Source organism: Psychrobacter sp. AH5 (assembly GCF_040371085.1).
GTDB lineage: Bacteria > Pseudomonadota > Gammaproteobacteria > Pseudomonadales > Moraxellaceae > Psychrobacter.
On sequence record NZ_JAMBMT010000001.1, the window covers coordinates 1,097,873 to 1,120,418 of the forward strand.

At 42.2% G+C, this 22,546-nt stretch carries 19 protein-coding genes; 4 read left to right on the top strand and 15 right to left on the bottom strand.

What is annotated here, in order from left to right; translation table 11 throughout:
* Positions 1 to 61 precede the first annotated feature (61 nt).
* Positions 62 to 400, bottom strand: coding sequence for a preprotein translocase subunit YajC (yajC, locus tag M0N77_RS04655; protein ID WP_353103962.1), 339 nt, complete (start codon positions 398 to 400; stop codon positions 62 to 64).
* A gap of 442 nt (positions 401 to 842) precedes the next feature.
* On the opposite strand from yajC, the gene M0N77_RS04660 reads away from it, so the two are divergent.
* The 3 genes from M0N77_RS04660 to M0N77_RS04670 all read left to right on the top strand — a co-directional run bounded on the left by M0N77_RS04660 (position 843) and on the right by M0N77_RS04670 (position 5,962).
* The gene (locus tag M0N77_RS04660; protein ID WP_353105570.1) at positions 843 to 2,087 is read left to right on the top strand and encodes a hemolysin family protein; all 1,245 of its coding nucleotides are present in this window, start codon (positions 843 to 845) and stop codon (positions 2,085 to 2,087) included.
* Between the two features lie 96 nt (positions 2,088 to 2,183).
* Complete coding sequence (locus tag M0N77_RS04665) at positions 2,184 to 2,678, top strand: hypothetical protein (protein WP_353103964.1); 495 nt, start codon at positions 2,184 to 2,186, stop codon at positions 2,676 to 2,678.
* 293 nt (positions 2,679 to 2,971) lie between these two features.
* Positions 2,972 to 5,962 carry a LysM peptidoglycan-binding domain-containing protein gene (locus M0N77_RS04670; RefSeq protein ID WP_353103966.1) on the top strand — a complete coding sequence of 997 codons (2,991 nt, stop codon included), beginning with the start codon at positions 2,972 to 2,974 and terminating at the stop codon, positions 5,960 to 5,962.
* Between the two features lie 96 nt (positions 5,963 to 6,058).
* On the opposite strand, the gene M0N77_RS04675 is transcribed toward M0N77_RS04670, so the two are convergent.
* Entirely contained in the window at positions 6,059 to 7,258 is a 1,200-nt protein-coding gene (locus tag M0N77_RS04675; RefSeq protein WP_353103968.1) for a transglycosylase SLT domain-containing protein, read from the bottom strand.
* An 846-nt stretch (positions 7,259 to 8,104) separates the two neighbouring features.
* Positions 8,105 to 9,022 carry a Nif3-like dinuclear metal center hexameric protein gene (locus tag M0N77_RS04680; protein WP_353103969.1) on the bottom strand — a complete coding sequence of 306 codons (918 nt, stop codon included), beginning with the start codon at positions 9,020 to 9,022 and terminating at the stop codon, positions 8,105 to 8,107.
* A gap of 283 nt (positions 9,023 to 9,305) precedes the next feature.
* On the opposite strand from M0N77_RS04680, the gene M0N77_RS04685 reads away from it, so the two are divergent.
* The gene (locus M0N77_RS04685) at positions 9,306 to 10,619 is read left to right on the top strand and encodes a trypsin-like peptidase domain-containing protein (RefSeq protein ID WP_353103971.1); all 1,314 of its coding nucleotides are present in this window, start codon (positions 9,306 to 9,308) and stop codon (positions 10,617 to 10,619) included.
* Positions 10,620 to 10,800: 181 nt separating this feature from the next.
* On the opposite strand, the gene yfaE is transcribed toward M0N77_RS04685, so the two are convergent.
* From yfaE to rpoD, 12 genes are all read right to left on the bottom strand, one after another.
* Entirely contained in the window at positions 10,801 to 11,067 is a 267-nt protein-coding gene (yfaE, locus tag M0N77_RS04690; protein WP_353105571.1) for a class I ribonucleotide reductase maintenance protein YfaE, read from the bottom strand.
* A gap of 77 nt (positions 11,068 to 11,144) precedes the next feature.
* Positions 11,145 to 12,278, bottom strand: a complete 1,134-nt coding sequence (nrdB, locus tag M0N77_RS04695) for a class Ia ribonucleoside-diphosphate reductase subunit beta (RefSeq protein ID WP_353103973.1) — start codon at positions 12,276 to 12,278, stop codon at positions 11,145 to 11,147.
* A 75-nt stretch (positions 12,279 to 12,353) separates the two neighbouring features.
* On the bottom strand, positions 12,354 to 12,713 hold the full coding sequence (locus M0N77_RS04700; RefSeq protein WP_353103975.1) for a hypothetical protein: 360 nt from the start codon (positions 12,711 to 12,713) through the stop codon (positions 12,354 to 12,356).
* 86 nt (positions 12,714 to 12,799) lie between these two features.
* Positions 12,800 to 13,087 carry a type II toxin-antitoxin system mRNA interferase toxin, RelE/StbE family gene (locus M0N77_RS04705; RefSeq protein WP_353103977.1) on the bottom strand — a complete coding sequence of 96 codons (288 nt, stop codon included), beginning with the start codon at positions 13,085 to 13,087 and terminating at the stop codon, positions 12,800 to 12,802.
* Positions 13,077 to 13,328: a type II toxin-antitoxin system Phd/YefM family antitoxin gene (locus M0N77_RS04710; RefSeq protein WP_353103978.1), complete on the bottom strand. Its 252-nt coding sequence runs from the start codon at positions 13,326 to 13,328 to the stop codon at positions 13,077 to 13,079. Before M0N77_RS04710 ends, M0N77_RS04705 begins: the two co-directional genes overlap by 11 nt.
* Positions 13,329 to 13,695: 367 nt before the next feature.
* On the bottom strand, positions 13,696 to 14,322 hold the full coding sequence (locus M0N77_RS04715; RefSeq protein ID WP_353103980.1) for a hypothetical protein: 627 nt from the start codon (positions 14,320 to 14,322) through the stop codon (positions 13,696 to 13,698).
* Positions 14,319 to 14,753 (bottom strand): hypothetical protein, encoded by a 435-nt coding sequence (locus M0N77_RS04720; RefSeq protein ID WP_353103982.1) that lies wholly within the window; start codon positions 14,751 to 14,753, stop codon positions 14,319 to 14,321. The genes M0N77_RS04715 and M0N77_RS04720 overlap by 4 nt, the downstream gene beginning before the upstream one ends.
* A 151-nt stretch (positions 14,754 to 14,904) precedes the next feature.
* The gene (locus M0N77_RS04725; RefSeq protein WP_353103984.1) at positions 14,905 to 15,831 is read right to left on the bottom strand and encodes an S-4TM family putative pore-forming effector; all 927 of its coding nucleotides are present in this window, start codon (positions 15,829 to 15,831) and stop codon (positions 14,905 to 14,907) included.
* 5 nt (positions 15,832 to 15,836) lie between these two features.
* Complete coding sequence (locus M0N77_RS04730) at positions 15,837 to 16,826, bottom strand: nucleotidyltransferase (RefSeq protein WP_353103986.1); 990 nt, start codon at positions 16,824 to 16,826, stop codon at positions 15,837 to 15,839.
* 82 nt (positions 16,827 to 16,908) lie between these two features.
* Positions 16,909 to 19,185 (bottom strand): class 1a ribonucleoside-diphosphate reductase subunit alpha, encoded by a 2,277-nt coding sequence (gene nrdA, locus M0N77_RS04735; protein ID WP_353103988.1) that lies wholly within the window; start codon positions 19,183 to 19,185, stop codon positions 16,909 to 16,911.
* Between the two features lie 548 nt (positions 19,186 to 19,733).
* Entirely contained in the window at positions 19,734 to 20,090 is a 357-nt protein-coding gene (locus M0N77_RS04740) for a DUF493 domain-containing protein (protein WP_353103989.1), read from the bottom strand.
* A gap of 182 nt (positions 20,091 to 20,272) precedes the next feature.
* The gene (rpoD, locus tag M0N77_RS04745; protein WP_353103991.1) at positions 20,273 to 22,186 is read right to left on the bottom strand and encodes an RNA polymerase sigma factor RpoD; all 1,914 of its coding nucleotides are present in this window, start codon (positions 22,184 to 22,186) and stop codon (positions 20,273 to 20,275) included.
* Positions 22,187 to 22,546 lie beyond the last annotated feature (360 nt).

Consider the following 22,546-nt stretch of genomic DNA (forward strand, 5'->3'; position numbering starts at 1 on the left):
ACATAGGCGGTTACGCTTTTGCCCTTTATTGCCTCATTACAAAACAGCACTAGCGCAAAGCTTATACGCTCTCAATAGTACCAGCGGGTAGTACTGAGATGACGGAGGCGCGCTGTACTTTGACATCCGTGTTATTATTTAAGCTAACGACAGCGTAGTCGCCCTCGATTTGTTTGATACGGCCCATCAAGCCACCGGCAAAGATAACTTCGCTACCCACCGTTAGTGAGCTGACCATAGCACGATGCTCTTTGGTGCGTTTAGACTGCGGACGGATAACCAAAAAGTAAAAGATGGCAAAAAAAGCTACTGGTAGCAGTAGTTGACCAAAAAGTGAAGCGCCGCCAGCGGCATCGCCAGCTGCTTCAGCAGCATAAGCTGACTGGATAAAAAGGCTCATAATCTCTCTCAATATGTGATGTACAACAATAAAATTAGACGCATAGTAACAAAAAATCTTAAGCTTAGCATTAGTTAATCATAGCATCAGCGTATTTTTCTCAGGCCAATAGCGATTTTACAGCAGTATAAAGCTATTGGCAGCTTTTTGTGAGCTCTAGCTATTAAAAGCTTAGTAACGCTATTGTTTTTACTAAGACCAAGCAGCTGAGACAAAAGTGCTGAGACAAAATATTGTGAAACCTTAGTATCAATGATAATATCAGATGCCTATAAAAGTGTTTGCCTTATAGCAGCGCTTTATTTTTGGTTTTAACTAGTCTAGGTTACTCGAATTGTTGCCCAATTTTTCAGCTACTACTCGCTCATACCGCTTGCGCGCTTGTCGTAAACAAGCGTCAGCGGAGCCTCCCCCTATAACGGATTTGGTATTTTATAAATTAATGACACCTTTTACAGTATCTACTTTGAAAGCTACAACGCTCAGCTCTTTATTACTGTTGCTACCTTATTCCGCTCTAGCGGCAAGCTCAACTACAGCAACTGAGGTTGCTGCCCAAGCCACCACTAGTAATGTATTATTATTAGTGCTATTTGTAGTAATGGCTATTGGATTATCTTTTATCTGCTCGCTCGCTGAGTCGGCATTATTGACGATGACTCCCTCATATATCGCTGATGTACAAGAAAGCAACCCTGCCAAAGCGATTATGCTCAAGCGCCTAAAGGTTGATAATATCGATCAATCCTTAGCTGCTATCCTAACTTTGAATACCGTAGCCCATACCGTGGGCTCTATCGGTGCTGGCGCGCAAGCGACTATCGTATTTGGTAGCGCCTGGTTTGGGGTGTTTTCTGCTTTTATGACCCTAGCTATTCTTTTTCTATCAGAGATTATCCCAAAAACGTTAGGTACGGTTTATTGGCGTCAGCTTAGCGGCATAGTTGCCTATTTTGTACGCGGTATCATTATCTTGCTATACCCGCTCATTTGGATCTCAGAGCGTATTACCAAACTGCTGGTTAGTGGTAAAGAAACCGATGTCTTTAGTCGTCGTGAGTTTGCTGCTCTAGCGAGCATAGGCGAAGAGGCGGGACAGATTGATCCATTAGAGTCGCGTATTATTCGTAACTTACTAGCTTTTGGCGCGATAAAAGTCGAAGATATTATGACCCCGCGCTCAGTGATGCTAGCTTTTGAGCAAAATAAAACCGTTACTGAACTGCTAGCTGATCGACCCAAATTGACCTTTTCACGCCTGCCTATTTATGATGGTGATCTTGATAATATTACCGGCTTTGTATTAAAGACCGATATATTGCTGGCAAAAGTCAATCACGCTATGCATAAACCTTTGACCCAGTTTCAGCGTGAGATTACCTTTGTTTTTTCTAAAATGAAGTTATTTGACTTATTAGAGCTGATGCTAAAAAATAGAATTCATATCGCTATTACTGTAGGCGAGTACGGTGAAGTAAAAGGACTGGTCACTTTAGAGGATGTGTTCGAAACGCTTTTAGGTCTTGAGATTGTCGATGAGATTGATCGCGTTGAGGATATGCAAGCGCTAGCTCGGCAGATGATGGATCGCCGGGTTGAGCGCTTGGGTATGAAGCTTAACGATGATGAATACACCGTTGATAATGCAGCTGGTGATACTAATCACCACGACAAACATAAAAATTAAGCTATTGCTTTAAATGCAATTATCACACAGCGTGTTACAAGACTGTGAGAAATTAGTGATAGGCTAAAACTAGTAAAATAACCGCTAAGGATTATAATGAAACGATTATGGAACAAGGGTCTGATAGCTTTATTTATCAAAGGCGCTAGTCTAACAGCCGTTGCTGCTATAGCTAGCACGGTGGCTGTCAATGCGCAGGCCGCCACTATGAGTCAAAGTTTAGTACAAAACTATGCCAGCTCCATGAAAGCGGCCGCTAATAATAAAAACATCTCTCAAGTAGCCGCTTTGGTGTCTGATGACGCGCTTATCTCTTTATCTAGAAAAGGTAAATCAACCAGTTTGGATAAAGATGCTTATCTAAAATTATTGCAAAGCAGCTGGAATCAGACCTCAAACTATCGCTATGATATTAGTATTGATAATATCGTTATCACCGGCGATCAAGCCAAAGCCAATGTCAATACTACTGAGAGCTGGGTGAAAGATGGGCAAAACGTCTCTTTTATTACCACCTCACGCGTTACTTTGACTTTATCAACCGGTAATGCAGTACTACTGCGAGCGGTATCACAAGTAACTATTAATTAACGACTAGTAACTATTAATCAGTAACTGTTAATTAATGGCTCGTAACTAGTGGTTGTTCATTAGCGATTCATCAGAGCAGATCAATGATTTAACCTCTAAAGTATTATTTATAGTCAATTATTTTTGATATGGCTATGATTTTTGTTTTATATTGCCTATTATACTTAGACTAACCCGCTGTTAAGTACTAGCCGTCTATGATGACAAGGTACTTAGCGCTTTGACATGATTCAATTACTTGACCCAGTCACTTGTTCATTATCTATTATCGTTGCTAGGAAGCCCCCCTCATTATGTCTACTGTGCCTTCAAATACTCGCTCATTTATCGCTTTGCCGCTGACGCTTGCCGTGTCTGTTTTACTAATTAGTGGTTGTAGTAATACTACAGCGGTAAAAAATACTGGCAAGAGCAATCGCGGGCCTCTTATCGTTAAGCAGCCAACGACAGCAACTTCAAAAACAACGGCTAACGATGATTATTCGACCGCATTTTTGGATGCAGAGAGCTTAGATGAGTTGGCCGATTTGTTAGAAGCTAGCGATATGACTATGGTGGAGGGTAATAAACTAGCCATTCAGCAGTATGGTGACCTATGGAATCGCTTGCGCGCCGGTTACCGGATGAATGCAGGCCGTCCTATTTATAATCAGCGTATCGAAGCGCAAAAAGGCTGGTTTACGAGTAGACAGGACTATCTTAATCGTCTAACCGCGCGCGCCAGTCGTTATTTGTATCACACGGTACGAGAGGCTGAGCGTCGTAATATTCCTACTGAATTAGCATTATTACCGGTCATTGAGAGCTCCTACGATCCAAGCGGTACTAGTAGCGCTGCGGCCGCTGGGCTTTGGCAGTTTATCCCTAGTACGGGCCGAATTTATGGTCTGAACCAAAGCAGCACTTATGATGGTCGCCGCGACGTTATTGAATCAACGCGCGCCGCCTATGACTTTTTGACCGCGCTGCACAATCAGTTTGGCAGTTGGGAGCTGGCGTTAGCTGCTTACAATGCTGGTCCTGGCCGTGTCCAAAAAGCTATCGATGCTAACGCTGCACAAGGCTTGCCAACAGATTACTGGTCGCTTAGATTGCCTACTGAAACCATGAACTATGTGCCTCGCTTCTTAGCGGTTGCTGAGATTGTAGCGAACCCTTCACAGTTTGGAGTCTACTTGCCAGCTATCGCTAACCGTCAGCATTTTCGCAGTGTACCGGCGAACTACGGCGTAAGTTTGGCAGAAGTCTCACAATTAACCGGTGTCAGTTATGACGAGCTTGAGAGATTAAATACCGCCTTAACGTCTGCTCGCGTCGATTCATCAGGCCCACAGCGAGTCATTATCCCTAACGATGTCGATGTCAATATTGATGCTCGATTGAGCGCGCTTAGAGGCAATGGTAGTAGTAATGTCATCGCCTCTACCACTACTGCCGCTCCTAGCTACTCAGGCTCAAGCCCTAGTTATAATAGCAAGCCCTACAGCAGCGGATCTCTACCATCAACAGGAAGCGCTTTGGCTGAATACGCCGCTAGTGCTAGCGTACCGCAGCAAACCACCAGTTATATCTTACCGACGGTTACCCCTTCTGCAAGCTCTGTCTATAGCAGTAGTGCGGCTATCAGGACTGAGCCACCAATTACCACTAGTGAGACCAATAAGATTAATGCTGAGCTTAAAAAGAGCAACAGTCTACCGACTACCTCAGCGCAAATCACCCGTAATAATACTATCGTACAAGAGCCGCCACTGAGTAAAGAAGAGCGTGATTTTATCGCTCAACAAATCCAGCGACAGACTCCTGAACAGCGCGATATAGTTAGTACGGTTGATGGTAATATCAAGCTCTCAGCGATACAGACGCAGCAGTCGGTACTAGAAGCGACAGGTAAAGAGAAAAAGCTAAGCTTTGCTACTAGCGCTAATACTAAGGCAAAACCACAAGGCAAGCGTAGTACTTATACCGTAGTACGCGGCGACACTTTATCAAACATCGCTAGCAGAGCAGGGGTTGAATGGCGTGATATCGCTGAATGGAACCAGATGGATCCTAATGCTAAGCTCCTATCAGGTAGCACCTTATATCTGTATAACGCCAAAACTATCGAGCCGTTAGCCACTACTACTAGCAGTGCAGCAAGCCAGCCTGAAAGTTACGTAGTTCAAAGCGGCGATACGCTAATTGGTACTGCCAATCGTTTTGGCTTATCGGTGACGCAGCTTGCTACTTATAATAATCTAAGTAGCCGGGCAGATCTGCTTCGAGGCCAAAAGCTTTGGTTAGTACCCGGTAAGGTAAAAGCCCCAGCGGTGACTCCTGCAACTCCCTCACGCAGTAGCACATCGACTACAGCGACTAAAAACTACAAAGTCAAACCCGGTGATGGCCTGATTGCTTTAGCTCGGCAGTTTAATATCACCACCGAGACATTAGCTAGCCTCAACGGTATAGGGACTACGGACTCATTATTTGTCGGTCAAACGCTAAAAATTCCTGCCAATGCCGATGTCACAGCTACTGTTAGCTCCAGCAGTACTAGCGCTAGCAGCTCGGTAGCCACTAGCAATTATACGGTCAAATCAGGCGACACTCTTATTGGTATTGCCAATAGCTTAGGGGTAAGTGCTAGTGACATTGCAGCGGTTAATAGCAGCTTTGATGCTAGAGCGCGCTTGCAACGTGGTCAGACCATTAAAGTACCGGTTTCAAAATCTCAGGTAGATAATAAGCTCAACGACAAACCAGTTAGCTATAAAATACAGTCCGGTGACACTCTCACTGGAGTAGCAAATCGCTATAAAATTGGCGTCAGTGATTTAGCAGCGGCTAATAATCTAAGTACTACCTCAAATCTAATATTAGGACGCACGCTTACTATTCCTGCAGCAGGTAGTAGCTCAGCTAATGCCTCAAGCTCTAACAGTAATACTAGCAGCAGTAAAGCCAATAGCAGTACAGCCAGTACGGGTAAAAAGCTGAGTAATACTGAGAATTACAAAGTACAAGCGGGCGATGGCTTGATCGCGTTAGCAGGACGCTTTGGGGTAGCGGTTGAGGACTTAGCAGCGACTAATGGTATAGCAGCTAACGCCCAACTACAGCGTGGCCAGACCATTAAAGTTCCTAAGGTTACGGTAAGTTATACGGTGGGCGCAGGCGATAGTTTAATTGGGCTGGCTCGCAAATACGGCGTTTCTACTCAAGAGCTAGCTGATATGAATAATATACCAGCGGACACTATGCTGCAGCGTGGTCAACGCTTAACGGTTCCTAATCGTTAATAGCGCTATTTATGAAAGTTAACTTAACATTAAATTAAAAAAGCGGCTCTTAATGATAAGAGCCGCTCTTTTATTGTTAAGCTATAAAGTCAACCGTTAAACGCTATAAGTTTTGATAGTCTCAAGGTAGCTTCTGATATTACTAACATAATGCATGCACTGTCCATAACGACTATTCGAGGCTCTATTATCGGATAAATAAGCATAGACATTAGCCCAGCTCTTATCATCTATCCCTTGCTCGCGTAGCTTGCGCTGGATACGCTTGACTGCATTAGGCCCCATGTTATAGCCGGCAAGCGCAAACCATATCCGCTCTGATTCTGGCACGTCAGCGAAGTCCGCTTTTACTTGCTCTAAATAACGCGCGCCGCCACCAATACTTTGATAGGGATCAACGCGGTCTGAGACGCCCATAGCTTTTGCGGTACTATTGGTCAACATCATGATACCGCGTACGCCAGTGGGAGAGACCGCATTGGCATCTAAATGCGACTCTTGATAGCCCATAGCGACTAATAATTCCCAGTCATGATTGTAGTTCTGCGCTTGCTGCTGAAACTGAGTTTGATAGTCCGGTAGTTTTTCAGTCAAAGTTTGCTGAAAGTGCTGTTGACTATAAGCATCTTTTAGCAATTTTTGATTATAAAAAGCGGCTAATTTTTGAGTATTATTGATTTTGATATTATCACACAAAAAGCTACTAGCGCCCTTAGCTAGAGGATCATTGGCATTATTGAACGTCCAACTCACTTTTGGATTCAAACCGTTTTTGGTTAGGCTGCTATCGTAGCCACAGCTGACAATGACTGAGGGCAGAGCCAGCTGGTTTTTCAGCTCAGTACTAGCAGTAGTCAAAGCCATATCAGCATCGCCGGATTTTAGAGCATTTAATGCTGCCTCTTCGCTAGCATAAGCTTTTAGGTCGATAGAGACGCCAAGCTCATCAGCATAACTGCGAACTAAGTCATAACCAAAACCATGCTGAAAACCGTCGGTAGCAAAATAAGTGCTATCACCAGGAACGGCAGCGATAGTCAAGGTTTTATCTAGCATGACTTGGTCATAGGCAGGAATGGGTACATCCATCGGCGTAAGACTTCTAGCCGGTAGAGAGAGTAGGGCAATACTCGATACTTGCACCATTTTTTTTGATTTATTAAAACGAGCTACTTTAACCGATGGAACGAGGTTACTTTTGGTGTTAAGTGAGCGCTTAGCTGGACGTAGTAAGTATGAGATACGACGCTTGGCCCCTTGTGCAGACACTTTTACACGATAAGTAATACGCTGCATGGATTTCTCCTAATTGTAGCCATCCTACTTACCAACCGCTATTGCTCTCAGCCGCCGTCATATTGACCGCACCGAGTTCTATAGTTGTACAATACTTCGCTCATCAATGCGTTAGCACCTAGTTGTAAGTTCGGTATTGCTTTGTCTCCATATAACCTTTACTAGTTTTGTCTCAAGCCTGCTAAATATAGCAGCATGGATAATGGCAGATCTTGCATTACCAAGATCTGCAAAAATCAAAGACGAAACATAGTAATCAGTCTTTCATGTCTGTTAATAAAACAAAAAACATCAATAGCAATGAAGGCTATAACGCAAAAAGCTCCCTCTTGCAAACTGACTATATGGTACATAGGTAAGGTCATGAGTAAGTTATTGCGATGACAGCAAAAATAATACTTAGCTAAACTTTAAAAGCTCAAAAAGCGCTGATTTTAAAAATCACTTATAAAATCAGCGCTTAGGCAAGCTTAGTATGTAGTCAAGCTTAGTAGGATCACTATCAATAAAACGCTTTTTGAGATATTGCCAAAAAGCAGGCTATCGATAAGCTGTCATCCAGCGCCACTGCAAACTCTCGAATTACTTAAAAAGCATCATTATTGATGCTCTTTGAGAGTAAGTTTCGCAGTGATTGCAACGCTAAGCTAACTTAAAGACTTAAATAATTTAAGCCTTTAGATCAACTGCTTTACCTTAATAATGGTAAAGCGCTTAGTGCTATAACCGGAGGCTGTAGTTAATGGAAAGTTTCATGACAAAACATTCTTTTTACAAGGATACTATTTGCGGCAAAAATAGCAATTATTCAAGCTATGTTAACAAAGCAGTAATAAAACTTAACAGTCATGCAGGGTTGACAATATCAATAAAATCGACTTCTAAGTTAAATTGTTTACTTACTAATTCTCCAAACGCTTTGATACCACCGCGTTCAGTGGCATGATGACCGCAAGCAAAATAATCCACTCCCAGCTCGCGAGCGCTATGGGTGGTTCTTTCTGAGATTTCGCCTGAAATATAAGCATCACAGTTCATCGCAGCAGCTTGTTCAATCATATCCTGTGCGCCCCCAGTACATATAGCTATACGCTCAATTAGCTTAGGATTGGCTGATGCCGAGATGTCAGTGAGAGAGCTATCATTTGTTACCGTAGATAAGTCTGACTGCTCAGTATTAATATCACTATTTTCAATTCCACTTGGCTTATCATTACTTGAAATATGCAAAGGCTTACGATCTAATACCTTAGTAATGGTTTTTATCAGATCTGCTGCCGTTTGCGGCTTACTAGTTGCTATATTGCCTACCGGATGCGACTCATGAGGATAAAGAGCACCAGTAATAGTTAGCCCCAAGCTTTGTGCAAGCACAGCGTTATTGCCAATCACCGGATGGGCATCAAGCGGTAAGTGGTAGGCAATCAGCGAGATACCATGTTGCATCAATTTACGAATGCGCTTGCCTTTCATACCTACTATCGGCTCAGGCTCTCCTTTCCAAAAATAACCATGATGGACCATAATGGCATCCGCCTTGGCAGCAATAGCGGCATCAATCAAAGCTTCACAAGCTGTTACGCCAGTTATAATACGCTGAATAGGCCGGCCAGCATCGACTTGTAAACCATTTGGGCAATAATCTTTAAAACTATCGACTTGTAGATAATTATTACAAAATTCTGCTAGCTGTTGCGGGCTTATAGCTAAAGGTTGGCTCTTACTAGTAGCCGGCGATATTGGGGCTTGAGGGGTGTTTGACATGCTTTATCCTATTATTGGCTTGTTCTTTTTAGCGGCTTGTTTTGTTTGTTGTATTTGAATGCTATTTTTAGATATTGTTTTAAGGTGAAACGACTATAGTCATTAACTTATAGTGCGTAAGACTACTGCTAAACGTAATAACTGAAAGGCTACACGATGGCTTACTATTGTATAATAAGCACAGTTATAATTCGTATTCACCAGTATTTGTTTTGTAAGAGTGTCAGGATATACCCTAGCACCTTATTATTTATTTTTACACTTAAATTCATAGAGGTCATATATGTCATCATCCCCAAAGCCTAAAAGCAAAGCAACCTTTTGGCAGTGGTTACCTTGGGTTTTGTTACTGATATTCATGGCAGGGTTTGTTTGGCTATTTATGAGTATGAAAACGCCATCTAATACATGGGAGCCGCCTAGAACCACACCTGCCGAGCAGCAAGCTTCAGCGCCAGTAGCAGACACGCCAGCGCCTATCTCCTCTTATCATAATGCGGTGGCGCGTGCTTCGCAATCGGTGGTCAATATCTATACCACGCAAGCGATGGCAGAGCATCCTTATATCGATGATCCGGTATTACGCCGCTTTTTTGAAAATCATGGCGAGCAGCAAGGTGCAGGGCCGACTAACTTAGGCTCAGGGGTTATCGTCTCAGAAGATGGCTATATCGTCACCAATGCGCATGTGGTCGAGAAGGCGGATGAGATTACCGTGGCCTTCAGTGATGGCCGTAAAAGCCGCGCCAAGGTTATCGGTACTGATCCCGATAGTGATTTGGCGGTGATTCGAGTGGATATGACGGGCCTTACGCCGTTAGGGTTTCGTGAAGAGCCTATTCGAGTCGGTGATTTAGCGCTAGCTATTGGTAACCCATTTGGCGTGGGACAAACCGTGACTCAAGGTATCATCTCAGCTACAGGTCGTACAGGACTTGGTGTCAATAAGTTTGAGGACTTTATACAAACTGACGCCGCTATCAACCCTGGTAATTCAGGCGGCGCGCTGGTCGATGCTCACGGTGAGCTGGTTGGGATCAATACCGTGATTTTTTCACGCTCAGGCGGCTCAATGGGTATTGGCTTCGCAATTCCAACGGCGCTCGTTGAACAAGTGATGAATGCCTTGATCAAAGATGGTCGCGTCAGCCGTGGTTGGTTAGGGATTGAGATACAGTCGCAGCTACGTGATCCGACGCAGCTTGAGACCTCTACTGGTGTGGAAGTATTAAATGTAGTACCACAAGGCCCAGCAGCCAAAAGCGGCTTGCAAGTAGGCGATATCATCCTAACTATTGATGATGTCGAGATGACCGATGCCAATACTCTTATTCAGTATGTCGCTCGTAAACCGCCTAATACCGTACTCAACGCGCAAATATTACGTAATGGCAAAAACGCTCAAGTTGAGATTACTTTGCAAGAGCGTCCTGCTCAAGAAGTGATACAGCGTCCCGTGGTCGTAGAGGGTATTCCTGGAGGGCAGCCTAATTATCAAGGTCAGTCGCAAGAGCGGCCTATGATGACAGAGGAGGAGCGCGACCGTATGCGCGAGGAGCTTATGAAGCTCTTTGAGGACCAAGGGGTGCCTCAATAGTATGATAAAATTTATGACGACAGCTTTATAAGAGGCTGTAGATTAACCTTAATAGTAATAAATAAAAACGCGCTATCTTTATAAGATAGCGCGTTTTTTTAGCTTGAGAGTAGTGTTGTAATTGCAAAGATTTGCCAAATGCTTTTAGACTAATCCTAAAGTTTGCTTGAATAAACAAACACTAGCTTTTTATCGCTTCATGATCGATATAAATCACCCCTTTTACGCGGCAACAGCAAGGCAAAATCTCATCGTCTTCAATCATCGCTAGCGGCTCAAATGGGTATTCTACGATATGCGAGCTGGCGATACGGCGTACTCGGCAACTGCCACAATAACCTTCTTTACATTGAAAATTGACCTCATGGCCGGTACGCAAAAGTCCATCCAAGAGACTCTCGTCATCATGTAAATAGAACTGCTGCTTGCTGGTCATAACCCATGTCATAATCAATCCTGCCATGCTTTACTGCTGAAAAATAATTATATTAGCTATCGGTCACTTACAACTTTATTTACCGTTTTTTATAATTCAAAGTCATCAAAGTCGCTATCGGACAAGTCAGAATTAATCTGGCCAACTAAGTATGAGCTAATCTCAGTCTCTTGCGGCGCCACTTGTACATTGTCGGATGACAACCAAGTATTGATCCAAGGAATAGGGTTAGACTTAGAGTTTGGAAAGGCTGACGGCAAGCCTACCGCCTCCATACGCAAGTTAGTAATGTACTCAATATATTGGCAAAGAATGTCTTTATTCAGCCCAATCATTGAGCCATCTTTAAACAGATATCCGGCCCATTCTTTTTCTTGTTCAGCCGCTTTTCGGAAGATCTCAATACCTTCTTCATAACACTCCGCGGCGATCTCCACCATTTCAGGATCATCGCGACCATTACGCATCAGATTGAGCATATGCTGAGTGCCAGTTAGATGTAGCGCTTCATCACGCGCGATTAGCTTAATGATTTTGGCATTACCTTCCATCAATTTGCGCTCAGCAAAGGCAAATGAGCAAGCGAAGGAGACATAAAAACGAATGGCTTCTAAGACGTTGACCGCCATGATGCATAGGTATAATTGCTTCTTTAATATCCGTAGATCAACAGTGATTTGCTCGCCATTGACGCTATGAGTGCCAGCGCCATAGAGGTTGTATAGCTGGGCGTTGTAATACAAATCATCATAGTATTTGGCAATGTCAGAGGCGCGCTCTAAGATATGCTCGTTTTGCATAATGTCATCAAATATCAGCCCTGGGTCATTGACAATATTACGGATGATATGAGTATAGCTGCGCGAGTGAATGGTCTCACTAAACGTCCAAGTCTCAATCCAAGTCTCCAGCTCTGGAATAGACACTAACGGCAGCAACACGACGTTTGGGCTACGACCTTGAATAGAGTCGAGTAGGGTCTGGTACTTAAGGTTACTCAAGAAGATATGCTGCTCATGCGAAGACAAATTACTAAAGTCGATACGATCTTTTGAGACATCGACCTCTTCTGGACGCCAGAAAAAAGATAGCTGCTTTTCAATCAATTGCTCAAAGATGGGGTGCTTTTGTTGATCATAGCGGGCAACATTGACTGGCTGACCAAAAAACATCGGCTCTTTCATTGCGTCATTCGGGGTTTGATTAAAGATTGAATAAGTCATGGGACTGCCTTTTTAATTATCTGGTTGATTAATTTAAACTTTATATACATTCTACAGGGTGCGTTGCAAAATAAACTACAAATTCTCCAAAGATATCTGACCCTCGTTGACATAAGCTTTAAATATCTCGCTGAGCTCTCCATCATCTAAAGCCTCTAATTCATCAATAGCGCTTTTACGCTGTACGCTCAATCCTTCTTCTTGAGGCTGTTTTATAGCGGCTTTCTTAGTTGCTCGTTTTACTGGTTTTTTCGTGGCTTTCACAGCCTCTTTTTTTGCGGATTCTTGATTTAGGGTAGCGTTTGGGTCTAATTGCTCTCGTACCGCTTCGATATCGACGGCTACTTGCACGATGTGCGAGCTACCATCGTTTAGCTCTGAAAATACGTTAGGGATAAACAAACCACCGTCTTTGATGATTGCGGTATAGCTCACGTCTGTGACCTCCGTCGTTTTTGTGCCATCTTTATTATAGTCATAAAGCTTGAGCTTAAAATGCTATGATTTAACATCACGTTTCGTTAACGCTTACGCGTTGTCAGGCTATCATACACTTTGTTGTTTTCTCTTTTGCCTACGGCTAGCACATAAACCACCACTACATCATCTTTTACGGTATACACCAGCCGATAGCCTATGGTGCGTAACTTGATTTTATAGGCGTCTGTATGTCCTGAGAGCTTTGACGCTGGCACATGAGGGTTGAACAGGCGCTGCTGTAATTTTTTCTTAAATTGCTGTTGAATACTTGGCGCAAGCTTTTTCCACTCTTTTAATGCCAAAGGATGAAACTCAAGATTATAAGTCATCCAACGTGACCTTTACAGGTATTTGCCCGTCATTCATTCGTGCGCTCACGGTTTGGCTCAATGCCATATCGTCCATTGCTTCCATCATACGCTCAAACATGTCTGTTGATACTAAGTAAGCCACGGGTTTATTGTGGTTTAAGATAGCAATGGATTCACCGTCTGACTGTTTAATCAATGCAGAAGGGTTGGTCTTAAGCTCTGAGATACTGGCTGTCTGTGTCGCAAATATCGGTTGCATGATTTAATCTCCACTAATATTAAGCTCTAAATATAGGGCTAATTTTAGCACGAAAATTAGGTCTTATTTGTTATTGCATTAATTTTAAATATCTTGGGTAGCCGATCCCGCCTACCGCTTGTATCTGCCTAGCCGCTGGGGTGCAGTCTATCGTGTCTGACCGCATTCCTGTTGTCTCGATACCACGCCCACCACATGAGGAGGGAAGTAGTAAGTGTCTGGGGGACACTTACCCCGACGCAAGAGAAAATCTATGATTTTCTACATCGCCATCGTCGTCAGCAGGATACCGCTATAGTCGGGGCTAAAAAGCCTAGTTATGACTTGTCTTTCTAAGTAAAACTATTATTTGATTGCAAGGCGCATCTTATGTACTTTTTAAATTTTTTCGTCTTATGGGTGTGCTAGTACGTTCAAGCTCGTAATAACCGCATGTTTTACGGTCAGTGAAATAGTTTCCTTCCATTTTTTGATCGCAATGGAGGTTAAGTTTCAGAATAGCAGCACCTTTATATGGCGCTTTAGATCTAATATCACCTTTATCTTTAGGTGTTGTTAAAAAGATGTAATATAATTCAGCTCGTCCTGTCTCGGCATCCTTCTTAGGCTTAGCCATCAATGTTTGAGAATCTGAATCTTCAGCTTCTACATCCATGCCAATCTTGAGAAAGTTCTGAGTTATTACTGCTTTAGCATTAGAAGTGCCTTTTTTACCTTCCCACTCATAATGAATAACCATATCCCAAGTTCCATTTAAGTTTGGAAACAAGATTTTATTGAGGGCTGGACAGATTTTCCATATAATTTGCCATCCAAAATAAAAAATCGCTATTAGTAAAACGTTTAGTAAAGTTGAACCACCAATAGCAGTTGATATTGCAGTCATAAAAGATGTATTTTTATCAAATATAGCCCAAAGAATGAGGCCAGTAACTACAGCATACATGACAGCAATAAGAGAAATTAACTTCCCAATTGGAAGTAAATTGATCATGAATAATCCTCAAAATAAACTTCTTTACCATCTACAAAAATAGAAGCCTTACGATCTTTACTTACAATTCCAGTCATTATTACGTCTTGAAGAACTGAACCAAACAAGGCGGCTATAAAACGTCCTCCTACAAGTCGGGATTTATCAATAAGTTTTTCATCAACAATAGGTGGAGAAAAATATTGAGCAACATGTGTAAGCTCTCCTTTTTCATTTACTATATGAAAACCGTCATGATAATTACTTTTGAGGCTAGAAATTTCTGATAGCACATGAGTAGACGAACCCTTAATATTTGGGTAATCATCTCGCAAACTAACTATAGGTAGGTCAGAAGTAGATTCACAAATAATAATACCTATACCAGAAAAACTCTCTACGGGATTGAAGCCTATACTGTAAAGCAAATTTTTGAATTCGTTTTGTGTCATGAGTAGCTCCTAAAAATCGTAGAGTAGGTATAGGGTGCGCCTCGCGCACATTTAAATACAGTTTCCATATCATCGGTGCGCTGGGCGCATACTACAACTTTATCTAGTGTTTCTAAGGCGTCATCAATTCTGGTTTAAAGTAAGTAATATATTAAATCGAGTTGTCTAATTCTTTAACTTCTTCAATCAATGAGTCAGTATTAACTAGCATTTCATTATTCATTTTTTGCTGAGTTAACTTATATAGCCATTCAAAAATAGGTAAAGTCATTAATCTATAGATCTGCCATCTACTCATTAACTCAATGGTTTTCGAATTTATATCTTCAACATTAAGCCTGTTGTCTAACACGTTGTCCCATACATGGCAGCTATCTGTTCGAATAGAGTTAGCTGTTTTTATACATTCTATATTTTCTAATAACTCTTCTAAGACTAAAGAAATAAATGGCACAATAGGTACTAGCCCAAATATAATAATGTCTCTAGCAGTGAAATTCATAACAATGGAGATTGCAATTGGTATTAGAATACCAATTGAGATTATTATAATTAGAAAAAACTGGTATTTCTTCCTAAGTTCTAACTCCCATGAAAAAGTACTATATACACATATTAGTCTAGCTCTCGGAAAGTCGATCTCTTCTAAATTTGAACTCCACCAAGTAGAAAAACTAAGTATATCTTCATTATTTTTTTTGAGACGTTTTTTATATAATGATTGTATCAGTGAAGGAAGTAATGCAAATTTACTTGGCTTATTTCCTACATCAAGTGTGTAAAAGTCGTGAAGCTCTTGAATTTTACATCCTATATCTTTCCAATATCTCATTCTTGCTTTACCAAAACTGCTAAGCAAAATATATAGAGCTAATATTGAGACCACGAAAACTTCTAAATAAGCGCCATATATTTGATTTTTATCAACTAAAACAGCTAAAAATTGAACTATAGCTAACAAAAAAGTTAGTCCCCATAGAGCAGTCTTATAGCCTTTAGAGTAATTATAAGCCTGACGAAAAGCTAAGCCTGCCTCAATGGCTTTCTCTTTTTTCTGATTCTCTACTATGCTTTTCATTACGCTTATCCATAATCTGGAAAATTGCTACCAAATATTTTACGCCATTCAATAATTGAACTTATATGGTTTTTCTCTTGAGTTTCAAAACGAATTGCATTGTTAGCTATCGTAAAATCATTATTCGCTTTATAAGAAATCTTAATCTTGTCTTCAAATGTTAAAGTATTAATATTACCCTGTATTCCTTTTGGATCTTGTAAATCCTGATAAATTCTATCAACTAAATATCGAAATATATCCCTAATATCGAAATCTATGTAACCAGTTGAATTATTGTTCTCGTAATATTCTAATACGATATTTTCCAATAAATAAGAGGATATAGATGGCATCGTAGCTCGACGTTGCCAATATTTGATAATTCTAATAATGTCTAATATTCTGCCATTATTTTTTTGATTAATTCTAGTAACTCTTGCTCTGTCAATTCTAGGATCAGTTTTCATCCAGTTACCATACCCGTCTGGAATGAGATAATAGCTTTTCCCAAATATATCTTCTGTAGTCATAAATGCTGGAACAATATCAAAATTCCAGTCATAACTGTCCAACGTAAAACTTACTGACTGCATATTGCGATGTATATTAGCCTTAGTGTAATGAGGTATGGATTTTAGAGATATTATGAACTTATTTATTATTTTTCTAGAATTAAGATTCAAGGAATTTGGATGGCAGAAGTTATTGTAGTCTTGCGAATACTCTGGAGGATTTAGGTAAACCGTTCCATTATAGTCTTCAAACCAAGTACAGCCATTGGCTTTTAGAGTAAATATCATATCAATATCATCAAGCTCACGTATTTTTGTCTTCCGTGCAAATGAGCCGTAATCAATATTTCTGTCACTATATAGTGGGAAAAAATCGTCAAAATTACTTATCTTACTCTTTAAGAAGTCTCTGCTACGACGTGCTTGCTCAACTTTTTGGCTTTCTAGATTTACAGTGTTTCTCATAAACTCGGTAAAGGCTGAACTAACTGTCTTTGCCATTATCTAATCCTTGATAAATTTGAATTTATAGTACTCAATAGCGGATTCCACCCAAAAGCCAAACCCGCCATTCATCACTTGCTTAAATCTTACAAGCCCCACCAGCACAATCATCTTCCATATCCGCTTGGGCATCGTTCGCACCATCACGCGTGTTGTGATAATACAAAGTCTTTACGCCAAGCTTATACGCGTTAAGTAGATCCTTAAGCAATATCTTCATCGGTACACGGCCACCTTCATAACGAACCGGATCGTAGTTGGTATTGGCTGAGATACTTTGGTCAACGAACTTCTGCATGATAGCGACCAGCTTGATATAGCCATCGTTGTTGGGCATTTGCCATAGTAGCTCGTATTGACCACGTAGCTTTTCAATTTCAGGCACGACTTGCTTGAGGATGCCATCTTTGGACGCTTTGATAGAGACCAGACCGCGTGGTGGCTCGATACCATTAGTAGCATTAGCAATCTGGCTAGAGGTTTCAGACGGCATCAGTGCAGTGAGGGTCGAGTTGCGTAGACCGTGTTCGGTAATCTCGCCGCGCAAGGTTTCCCAGTCCAGATGCAATGGCTCTTGACAAATCTTATCCAAATCCTTTTTATAGGTATCAATCGGCAAGATACCTTGCGAATAGGTCGTCTCGTTAAAGGCAGGGCACGCGCCTTGCTCTTTTGCGAGTTTATTTGAGGCTTTTAGTAGATAGTACTGCAAGGCTTCAAAGGTTTGATGGGTGAGACCCAATGCTGAGTCGTCTGAATAGCGTACGCCATTCTTCGCAAGGTAATAGGCATAGTTAATGACGCCAACACCGAGGGTACGGCGACGCATGCTACCATTATGAGCGGCTTTGACGGGATAGTCTTGATAGTCGAGTAGGGCATCGAGCGCACGCACGATCAGTTCGGCCGGCTCTTCGATATCGCTGACGTTATCGACTTTGCCTAGATTAACGGCTGATAGCGTACATAGGGCGATCTCACCCTCTTCATCATTGATGTTATCAAGCGGCTTGGTCGGTAGGGCAATCTCCATACATAGATTAGACTGGCGAATCGGCGCAACGGTGGCGTCAAACGGACTATGGGTGTTGCAATGGTCGACGTTTTGAATATAGATACGGCCCGTGCTGGCGCGCTCTTGCATCATCAAGCTAAATAGATCCGCTGCGGGGACTTGGCGCTGACGAATAGATTCATCACCTTCATATTTGGTGTACAGCTCTTCAAATTTGTCTTGATCTTCAAAGAAAGCATCATAAAGACCTGGAGTATCATCAGGCGAGAATAGGGTGATGTCTTGGCCTTTGATCAAACGCGTATACAAGGTTTTGTTAATCTGTACGCCATAATCCATATGACGCACACGGTTGTCTTCGACACCGCGGTTATTTTTCAACACTAACAGCGACTCGACTTCTAAATGCCATAATGGATAAAACAGCGTTGCCGCCCCGCCGCGCACGCCGCCTTGTGAGCAGCATTTGACTGCGGTTTGGAATAACTTGTAGAACGGAATACAGCCGGTATGCTGAGCTTCACCGCCGCGAATTGGGCTACCTAGCGCGCGGATGCGACCAGCGTTAATCCCGATACCGGCGCGCTGCGACACATAACGCACGATAGCGCTGGTGGTGGCGTTGATAGAGTCGAGGCTATCACCGCACTCAATGAGCACGCATGAGCTAAACTGACGCGATGGTGTACGCACGCCTGACATGATAGGTGTGGGCAAGGAAATCTTAAACTGTGAGGTGGCATCATAAAAGCGTTTGACGTAGTTTAAACGCTCGCCTTTGTCATAATTGGCAAATAGACACATACCGACCAGCATGTACAAAAACTGCGGACTCTCATAAACGGTCTTAGTGACGCGATCTTGTACTAAGTATTTACCCGCCATTTGCTCAACCGCCGCATAAGCAAGATTCATATCGCGCCAGTGATCTAGATAGGCTTCTAGCTCGTCAAATTCCTCGCGGCTATAATCGGCTAGGATGTGCTCATCATACTTGCCCGATTTGGTAAGAGTAGTGACATGATCAAATAGATGCGGCGGGGTAAAACGATTATAAGCGATTTTACGCAGATGAAAGATAGCCAAGCGCGCCGCTAAATACTGATAGTCAGGCGTCTCTTCTGAGATCAAATCAGCAGCCGATTTGATAATAGTCTCATGGATGTCGCGAGTTTTGATACCTTCATAGAACTGAATGTGTGATTTTAGCTCGACTTGTGAGACTGACACATTATCCAAATCGTGGGCGGCCCATTCTATAACCTTATGGATTTTGTCCAAATTAATAGGCTCAAGACGTCCGTCACGTTTGGTTACTTGGATTTTGTCAATATGTGTCATGCTGCCCTCACAAATGTTTTGGTGATATGGATATTAGCCAGTCAAAAAACTGAGCTATATTATTATCACGCTATACGTTTTTATAACGGTATTAGTACTATGGCTAAGTTTTTTTAGACAAAACAATACCGATAGCCCTAGTGATGATAAAAACCACTGAGCACTACATATAGCGTGTTTGTTAGTAAGTAGGCACAATATAGCGGGAATAATTTGAAAATGCTATATTGATTTTAGATTGAATTTATGTTGTTGCAGGTAGGAGGGTAGTTCAAATTTGAGCAAAGAGTGATGGCATAAGGCTTAGAAGAAATATCGACAATCATAAAATAAATTGTAAAAAATCGCTTGTCTTTTGCTTTTGTCACTCTAAGTTTTTTATCGCTATTAAATAGCAGCGCAATAGTAAAATAGCGGCAAGGATTGTACCCGATACTGCCTGTTAATACCATAAAAAATCGTCACCCAGAGAGTGACGATAATCAAAGTAATCAACAGAGCCACTTATCTAACGATATCATAATTAGCGGATAAGCAGATTTAACTCATTAAATGACTGTGCGTACTGTTTTGGCATTATCAAGCGCGGCGTAGAGGTTGTTCACTTGCTCAACCGAGGTTAGATATAAGTTGACTCGCACCGAATGGAAGCGGCCTGTTTTTGACGGTTTTACTTGCACAGAAGCTAAGTCAAAATCTGGAAATTGACTTCCTAAAATAAGTTTCACCTCATTGAGTAAGCTGTCATGCTCGCCCTCATTACCGATGATGCTCATAGGATAATTCATAGGAAATTGCCAAAGCTCAGGATTTTGGACATCAGTTTTTTTGCCTTTGATCTCATTATTGCCTAATGACACATCAGAGACATTGACTTCTTTCTTAGGGGGTTGGTTATCACTCATGGGTAATCCTTATCATTGAATTATAGTTTATATTTTTGATTTAAAAAGCAGCAAAGCTCGTTGCTATATTTATATGCTAAGCCACAAAAAAGCTGAGACTCAAGCTCAGCTTTTAAGGTTATTGCTTATTTTATACTCAAAAGCTAAAGTCTTTATAAGGACTGAAGCTTTTGATTTCAAGATTAGTCATTCTCAAGGAACGAGCGTAGATGCTCAGAGCGTGAGGGATGACGTAGTTTACGTAGGGCTTTGGCTTCGATCTGACGAATACGCTCACGGGTGACGTCGAACTGCTTGCCGACTTCCTCTAGGGTATGATCGGTTGGCATATCGATTCCAAAACGCATTTTTAGCACGCGCGCTTCACGTTCGGTCAAGTTACCTAACACATCGCGAGTAGCTTCACGCAGACCTGCTGAGGTGGCATCATCGACGGGACTTGAAATCGTTGAATCCTCGATGAAATCACCTAAGTGCGAATCTTCATCATCACCGATTGGCGTCTCCATAGAGATGGGCTCTTTAGCGATTTTTAGCACTTTACGCACCTTAACCTCATCCATCTCTAGACGTTCGCCCAATTCCTCAGGAGTTGGCTCGCGGCCCATCTCTTGCAAGAGTTGACGTGAGACACGGTTAATCTTGTTAATCGTCTCAATCATGTGCACCGGAATACGGATAGTACGCGCCTGATCGGCGATAGAGCGGGTAATGGCCTGACGAATCCACCAAGTAGCGTAGGTTGAGAACTTATAACCACGGCGATATTCAAACTTATCAACCGCTTTCATCAAGCCAATGTTACCTTCTTGAATCAGATCCAAGAACTGTAGACCACGGTTGGTGTACTTTTTGGCGATAGAGATAACCAGACGAAGGTTAGCTTCGACCATCTCTTTTTTAGCACGGCGCGCTTTGGCTTCACCCACTGCCATACGGCGGGCGACGTCTTTCATATCGTGAATCTCCATGTCGAGCTTTTGCTCATAATCACGGATTTTGCGCTGCAATAAGATCACATCATCAACGACTTTTTCTAACGTCTCGCTAAAGGCAGGCTTGCCTTTGAGACGCTCAGTAAGCCAATCAACATTAGTCTCATTGCTTGGGAAAGTCTTACGAAACTCAGAGCGCGGCATACGACCACGGCGAATCACTAGGCGCATGATTTGACGCTCTTGTTTACGCACATCATCATAGACATCATGCATGATTGCCATTACTTGATCGGACATGCGGTTATTGAGCTTTAGCATCATAAAGCGCTCAGCCAATAGAGCATAAGCGGCTTTGGCTTGCTCGCTACCACGGCCATAGTCAAGTAGCGCTTTTTTGGCAGTGATAAATAGTGCTTCAATCTCTTCTATGCGAATACGCACCTCTTCTGGATCGATACCGCCAGTTTCTTCTTCGACCTCATCTTCAACGGTGTCGTCTTCGTCTTCATCCTCGTCATCGATATCTTTGGCTTTAACCTTGATAATAGGAGGATTGTCTCTCTCCTCTTTTGCTTTTTCTCTTTCTTCTTTGACTCGCTCTTTTTCTTCTTTGGCTGCGATGCGATCCTCTTCGGTTTCTGGATCCAAAAAGCCTGTGATGACATCAGAGAGTTTTTTCTCACCCTCGACTACTTTTTGATACTCATCAAGCACGAATTGTACCGTGCCTGGCCAGTAAGCCATCGCATGCTGGACGTCACGAATACCTTCCTCGATACGCTTAGCAATAGCAATCTCGCCTTCACGCGTCAATAGATCGACCGTACCCATCTCGCGCATATACATACGCACAGGATCAGTGGTGCGACCAGGCTCAGTCTCAACAGAGGCGAGTACCGCTGCCGCTTCATCGGCTGCCATATCATCGTCACTTGAGTCATCATTCATCAAGATATCATCAGCGTCAGGCGCAGACTCAAAAATCTTAATCCCAACGTCTGTCAGCATTTGGACGATATCTTCGATCTGATCGCTTTCGGTAATGGAGTCAGGGAGCTGGTCATTCACCTCAGCATAGGTTAGATACCCTTGCTCTTTACCCATCTGAATTAGGGTAGCTAGCTGGGAGGTGGACTTAGATAAGGAATTATCGTTCATAAATACTCGCTTGCATCGGGCATTGTTACAATAAAATAGAGCAACCTCTAAAAGCACTGAATATCTCAGTCACTTTTATTCCTCTAAAGGTTTGCTGAACAATCATTGCAACAATGAGTTGATATGAATAAGGGCTCAAAAACATCAATAAAACGGCTAAATAAAGTAGTAGGGCTAATCTTATTTAGCTACTCCAAATTTACTATGCAAAATAATTCAAACTGCAAAAAGGCACACAAAGTATGATATAAAAATACTACATAGTCGCTATTAACGGCGTAGTTTAACACAGACGCTCTAAAGGAGACTATCGGCATTAAAAGCAGTATAAGGATAACTTTTATTAACTATCACGCGCTT

What these genes read in the sequence shown, in the direction of transcription:
- M0N77_RS04665 (WP_353103964.1), top strand. Translation starts at nt 2,184, where the DNA reads ATGAAACGATTATGGAACAAGGGTCTGATAGCTTTATTTATCAAAGGC.
- M0N77_RS04740 (WP_353103989.1), bottom strand. Translation starts at nt 20,090, where the DNA reads ATGAGTGATAACCAACCCCCTAAGAAAGAAGTCAATGTCTCTGATGTG.
- M0N77_RS04685 (WP_353103971.1), top strand. Translation starts at nt 9,306, where the DNA reads ATGTCATCATCCCCAAAGCCTAAAAGCAAAGCAACCTTTTGGCAGTGG.
- rpoD (WP_353103991.1), bottom strand. Translation starts at nt 22,186, where the DNA reads ATGAACGATAATTCCTTATCTAAGTCCACCTCCCAGCTAGCTACCCTA.
- M0N77_RS04715 (WP_353103980.1), bottom strand. Translation starts at nt 14,322, where the DNA reads ATGATCAATTTACTTCCAATTGGGAAGTTAATTTCTCTTATTGCTGTC.
- M0N77_RS04705 (WP_353103977.1), bottom strand. Translation starts at nt 13,087, where the DNA reads ATGACTTATAATCTTGAGTTTCATCCTTTGGCATTAAAAGAGTGGAAA.
- M0N77_RS04730 (WP_353103986.1), bottom strand. Translation starts at nt 16,826, where the DNA reads ATGGCAAAGACAGTTAGTTCAGCCTTTACCGAGTTTATGAGAAACACT.
- yfaE (WP_353105571.1), bottom strand. Translation starts at nt 11,067, where the DNA reads ATGACATGGGTTATGACCAGCAAGCAGCAGTTCTATTTACATGATGAC.
- yajC (WP_353103962.1), bottom strand. Translation starts at nt 400, where the DNA reads ATGAGCCTTTTTATCCAGTCAGCTTATGCTGCTGAAGCAGCTGGCGAT.
- M0N77_RS04720 (WP_353103982.1), bottom strand. Translation starts at nt 14,753, where the DNA reads ATGACACAAAACGAATTCAAAAATTTGCTTTACAGTATAGGCTTCAAT.
- nrdB (WP_353103973.1), bottom strand. Translation starts at nt 12,278, where the DNA reads ATGACTTATTCAATCTTTAATCAAACCCCGAATGACGCAATGAAAGAG.
- M0N77_RS04675 (WP_353103968.1), bottom strand. Translation starts at nt 7,258, where the DNA reads ATGCAGCGTATTACTTATCGTGTAAAAGTGTCTGCACAAGGGGCCAAG.
- M0N77_RS04710 (WP_353103978.1), bottom strand. Translation starts at nt 13,328, where the DNA reads ATGCAACCGATATTTGCGACACAGACAGCCAGTATCTCAGAGCTTAAG.
- M0N77_RS04670 (WP_353103966.1), top strand. Translation starts at nt 2,972, where the DNA reads ATGTCTACTGTGCCTTCAAATACTCGCTCATTTATCGCTTTGCCGCTG.
- M0N77_RS04680 (WP_353103969.1), bottom strand. Translation starts at nt 9,022, where the DNA reads ATGTCAAACACCCCTCAAGCCCCAATATCGCCGGCTACTAGTAAGAGC.
- nrdA (WP_353103988.1), bottom strand. Translation starts at nt 19,185, where the DNA reads ATGACACATATTGACAAAATCCAAGTAACCAAACGTGACGGACGTCTT.
- M0N77_RS04660 (WP_353105570.1), top strand. Translation starts at nt 843, where the DNA reads ATGACACCTTTTACAGTATCTACTTTGAAAGCTACAACGCTCAGCTCT.
- M0N77_RS04725 (WP_353103984.1), bottom strand. Translation starts at nt 15,831, where the DNA reads ATGAAAAGCATAGTAGAGAATCAGAAAAAAGAGAAAGCCATTGAGGCA.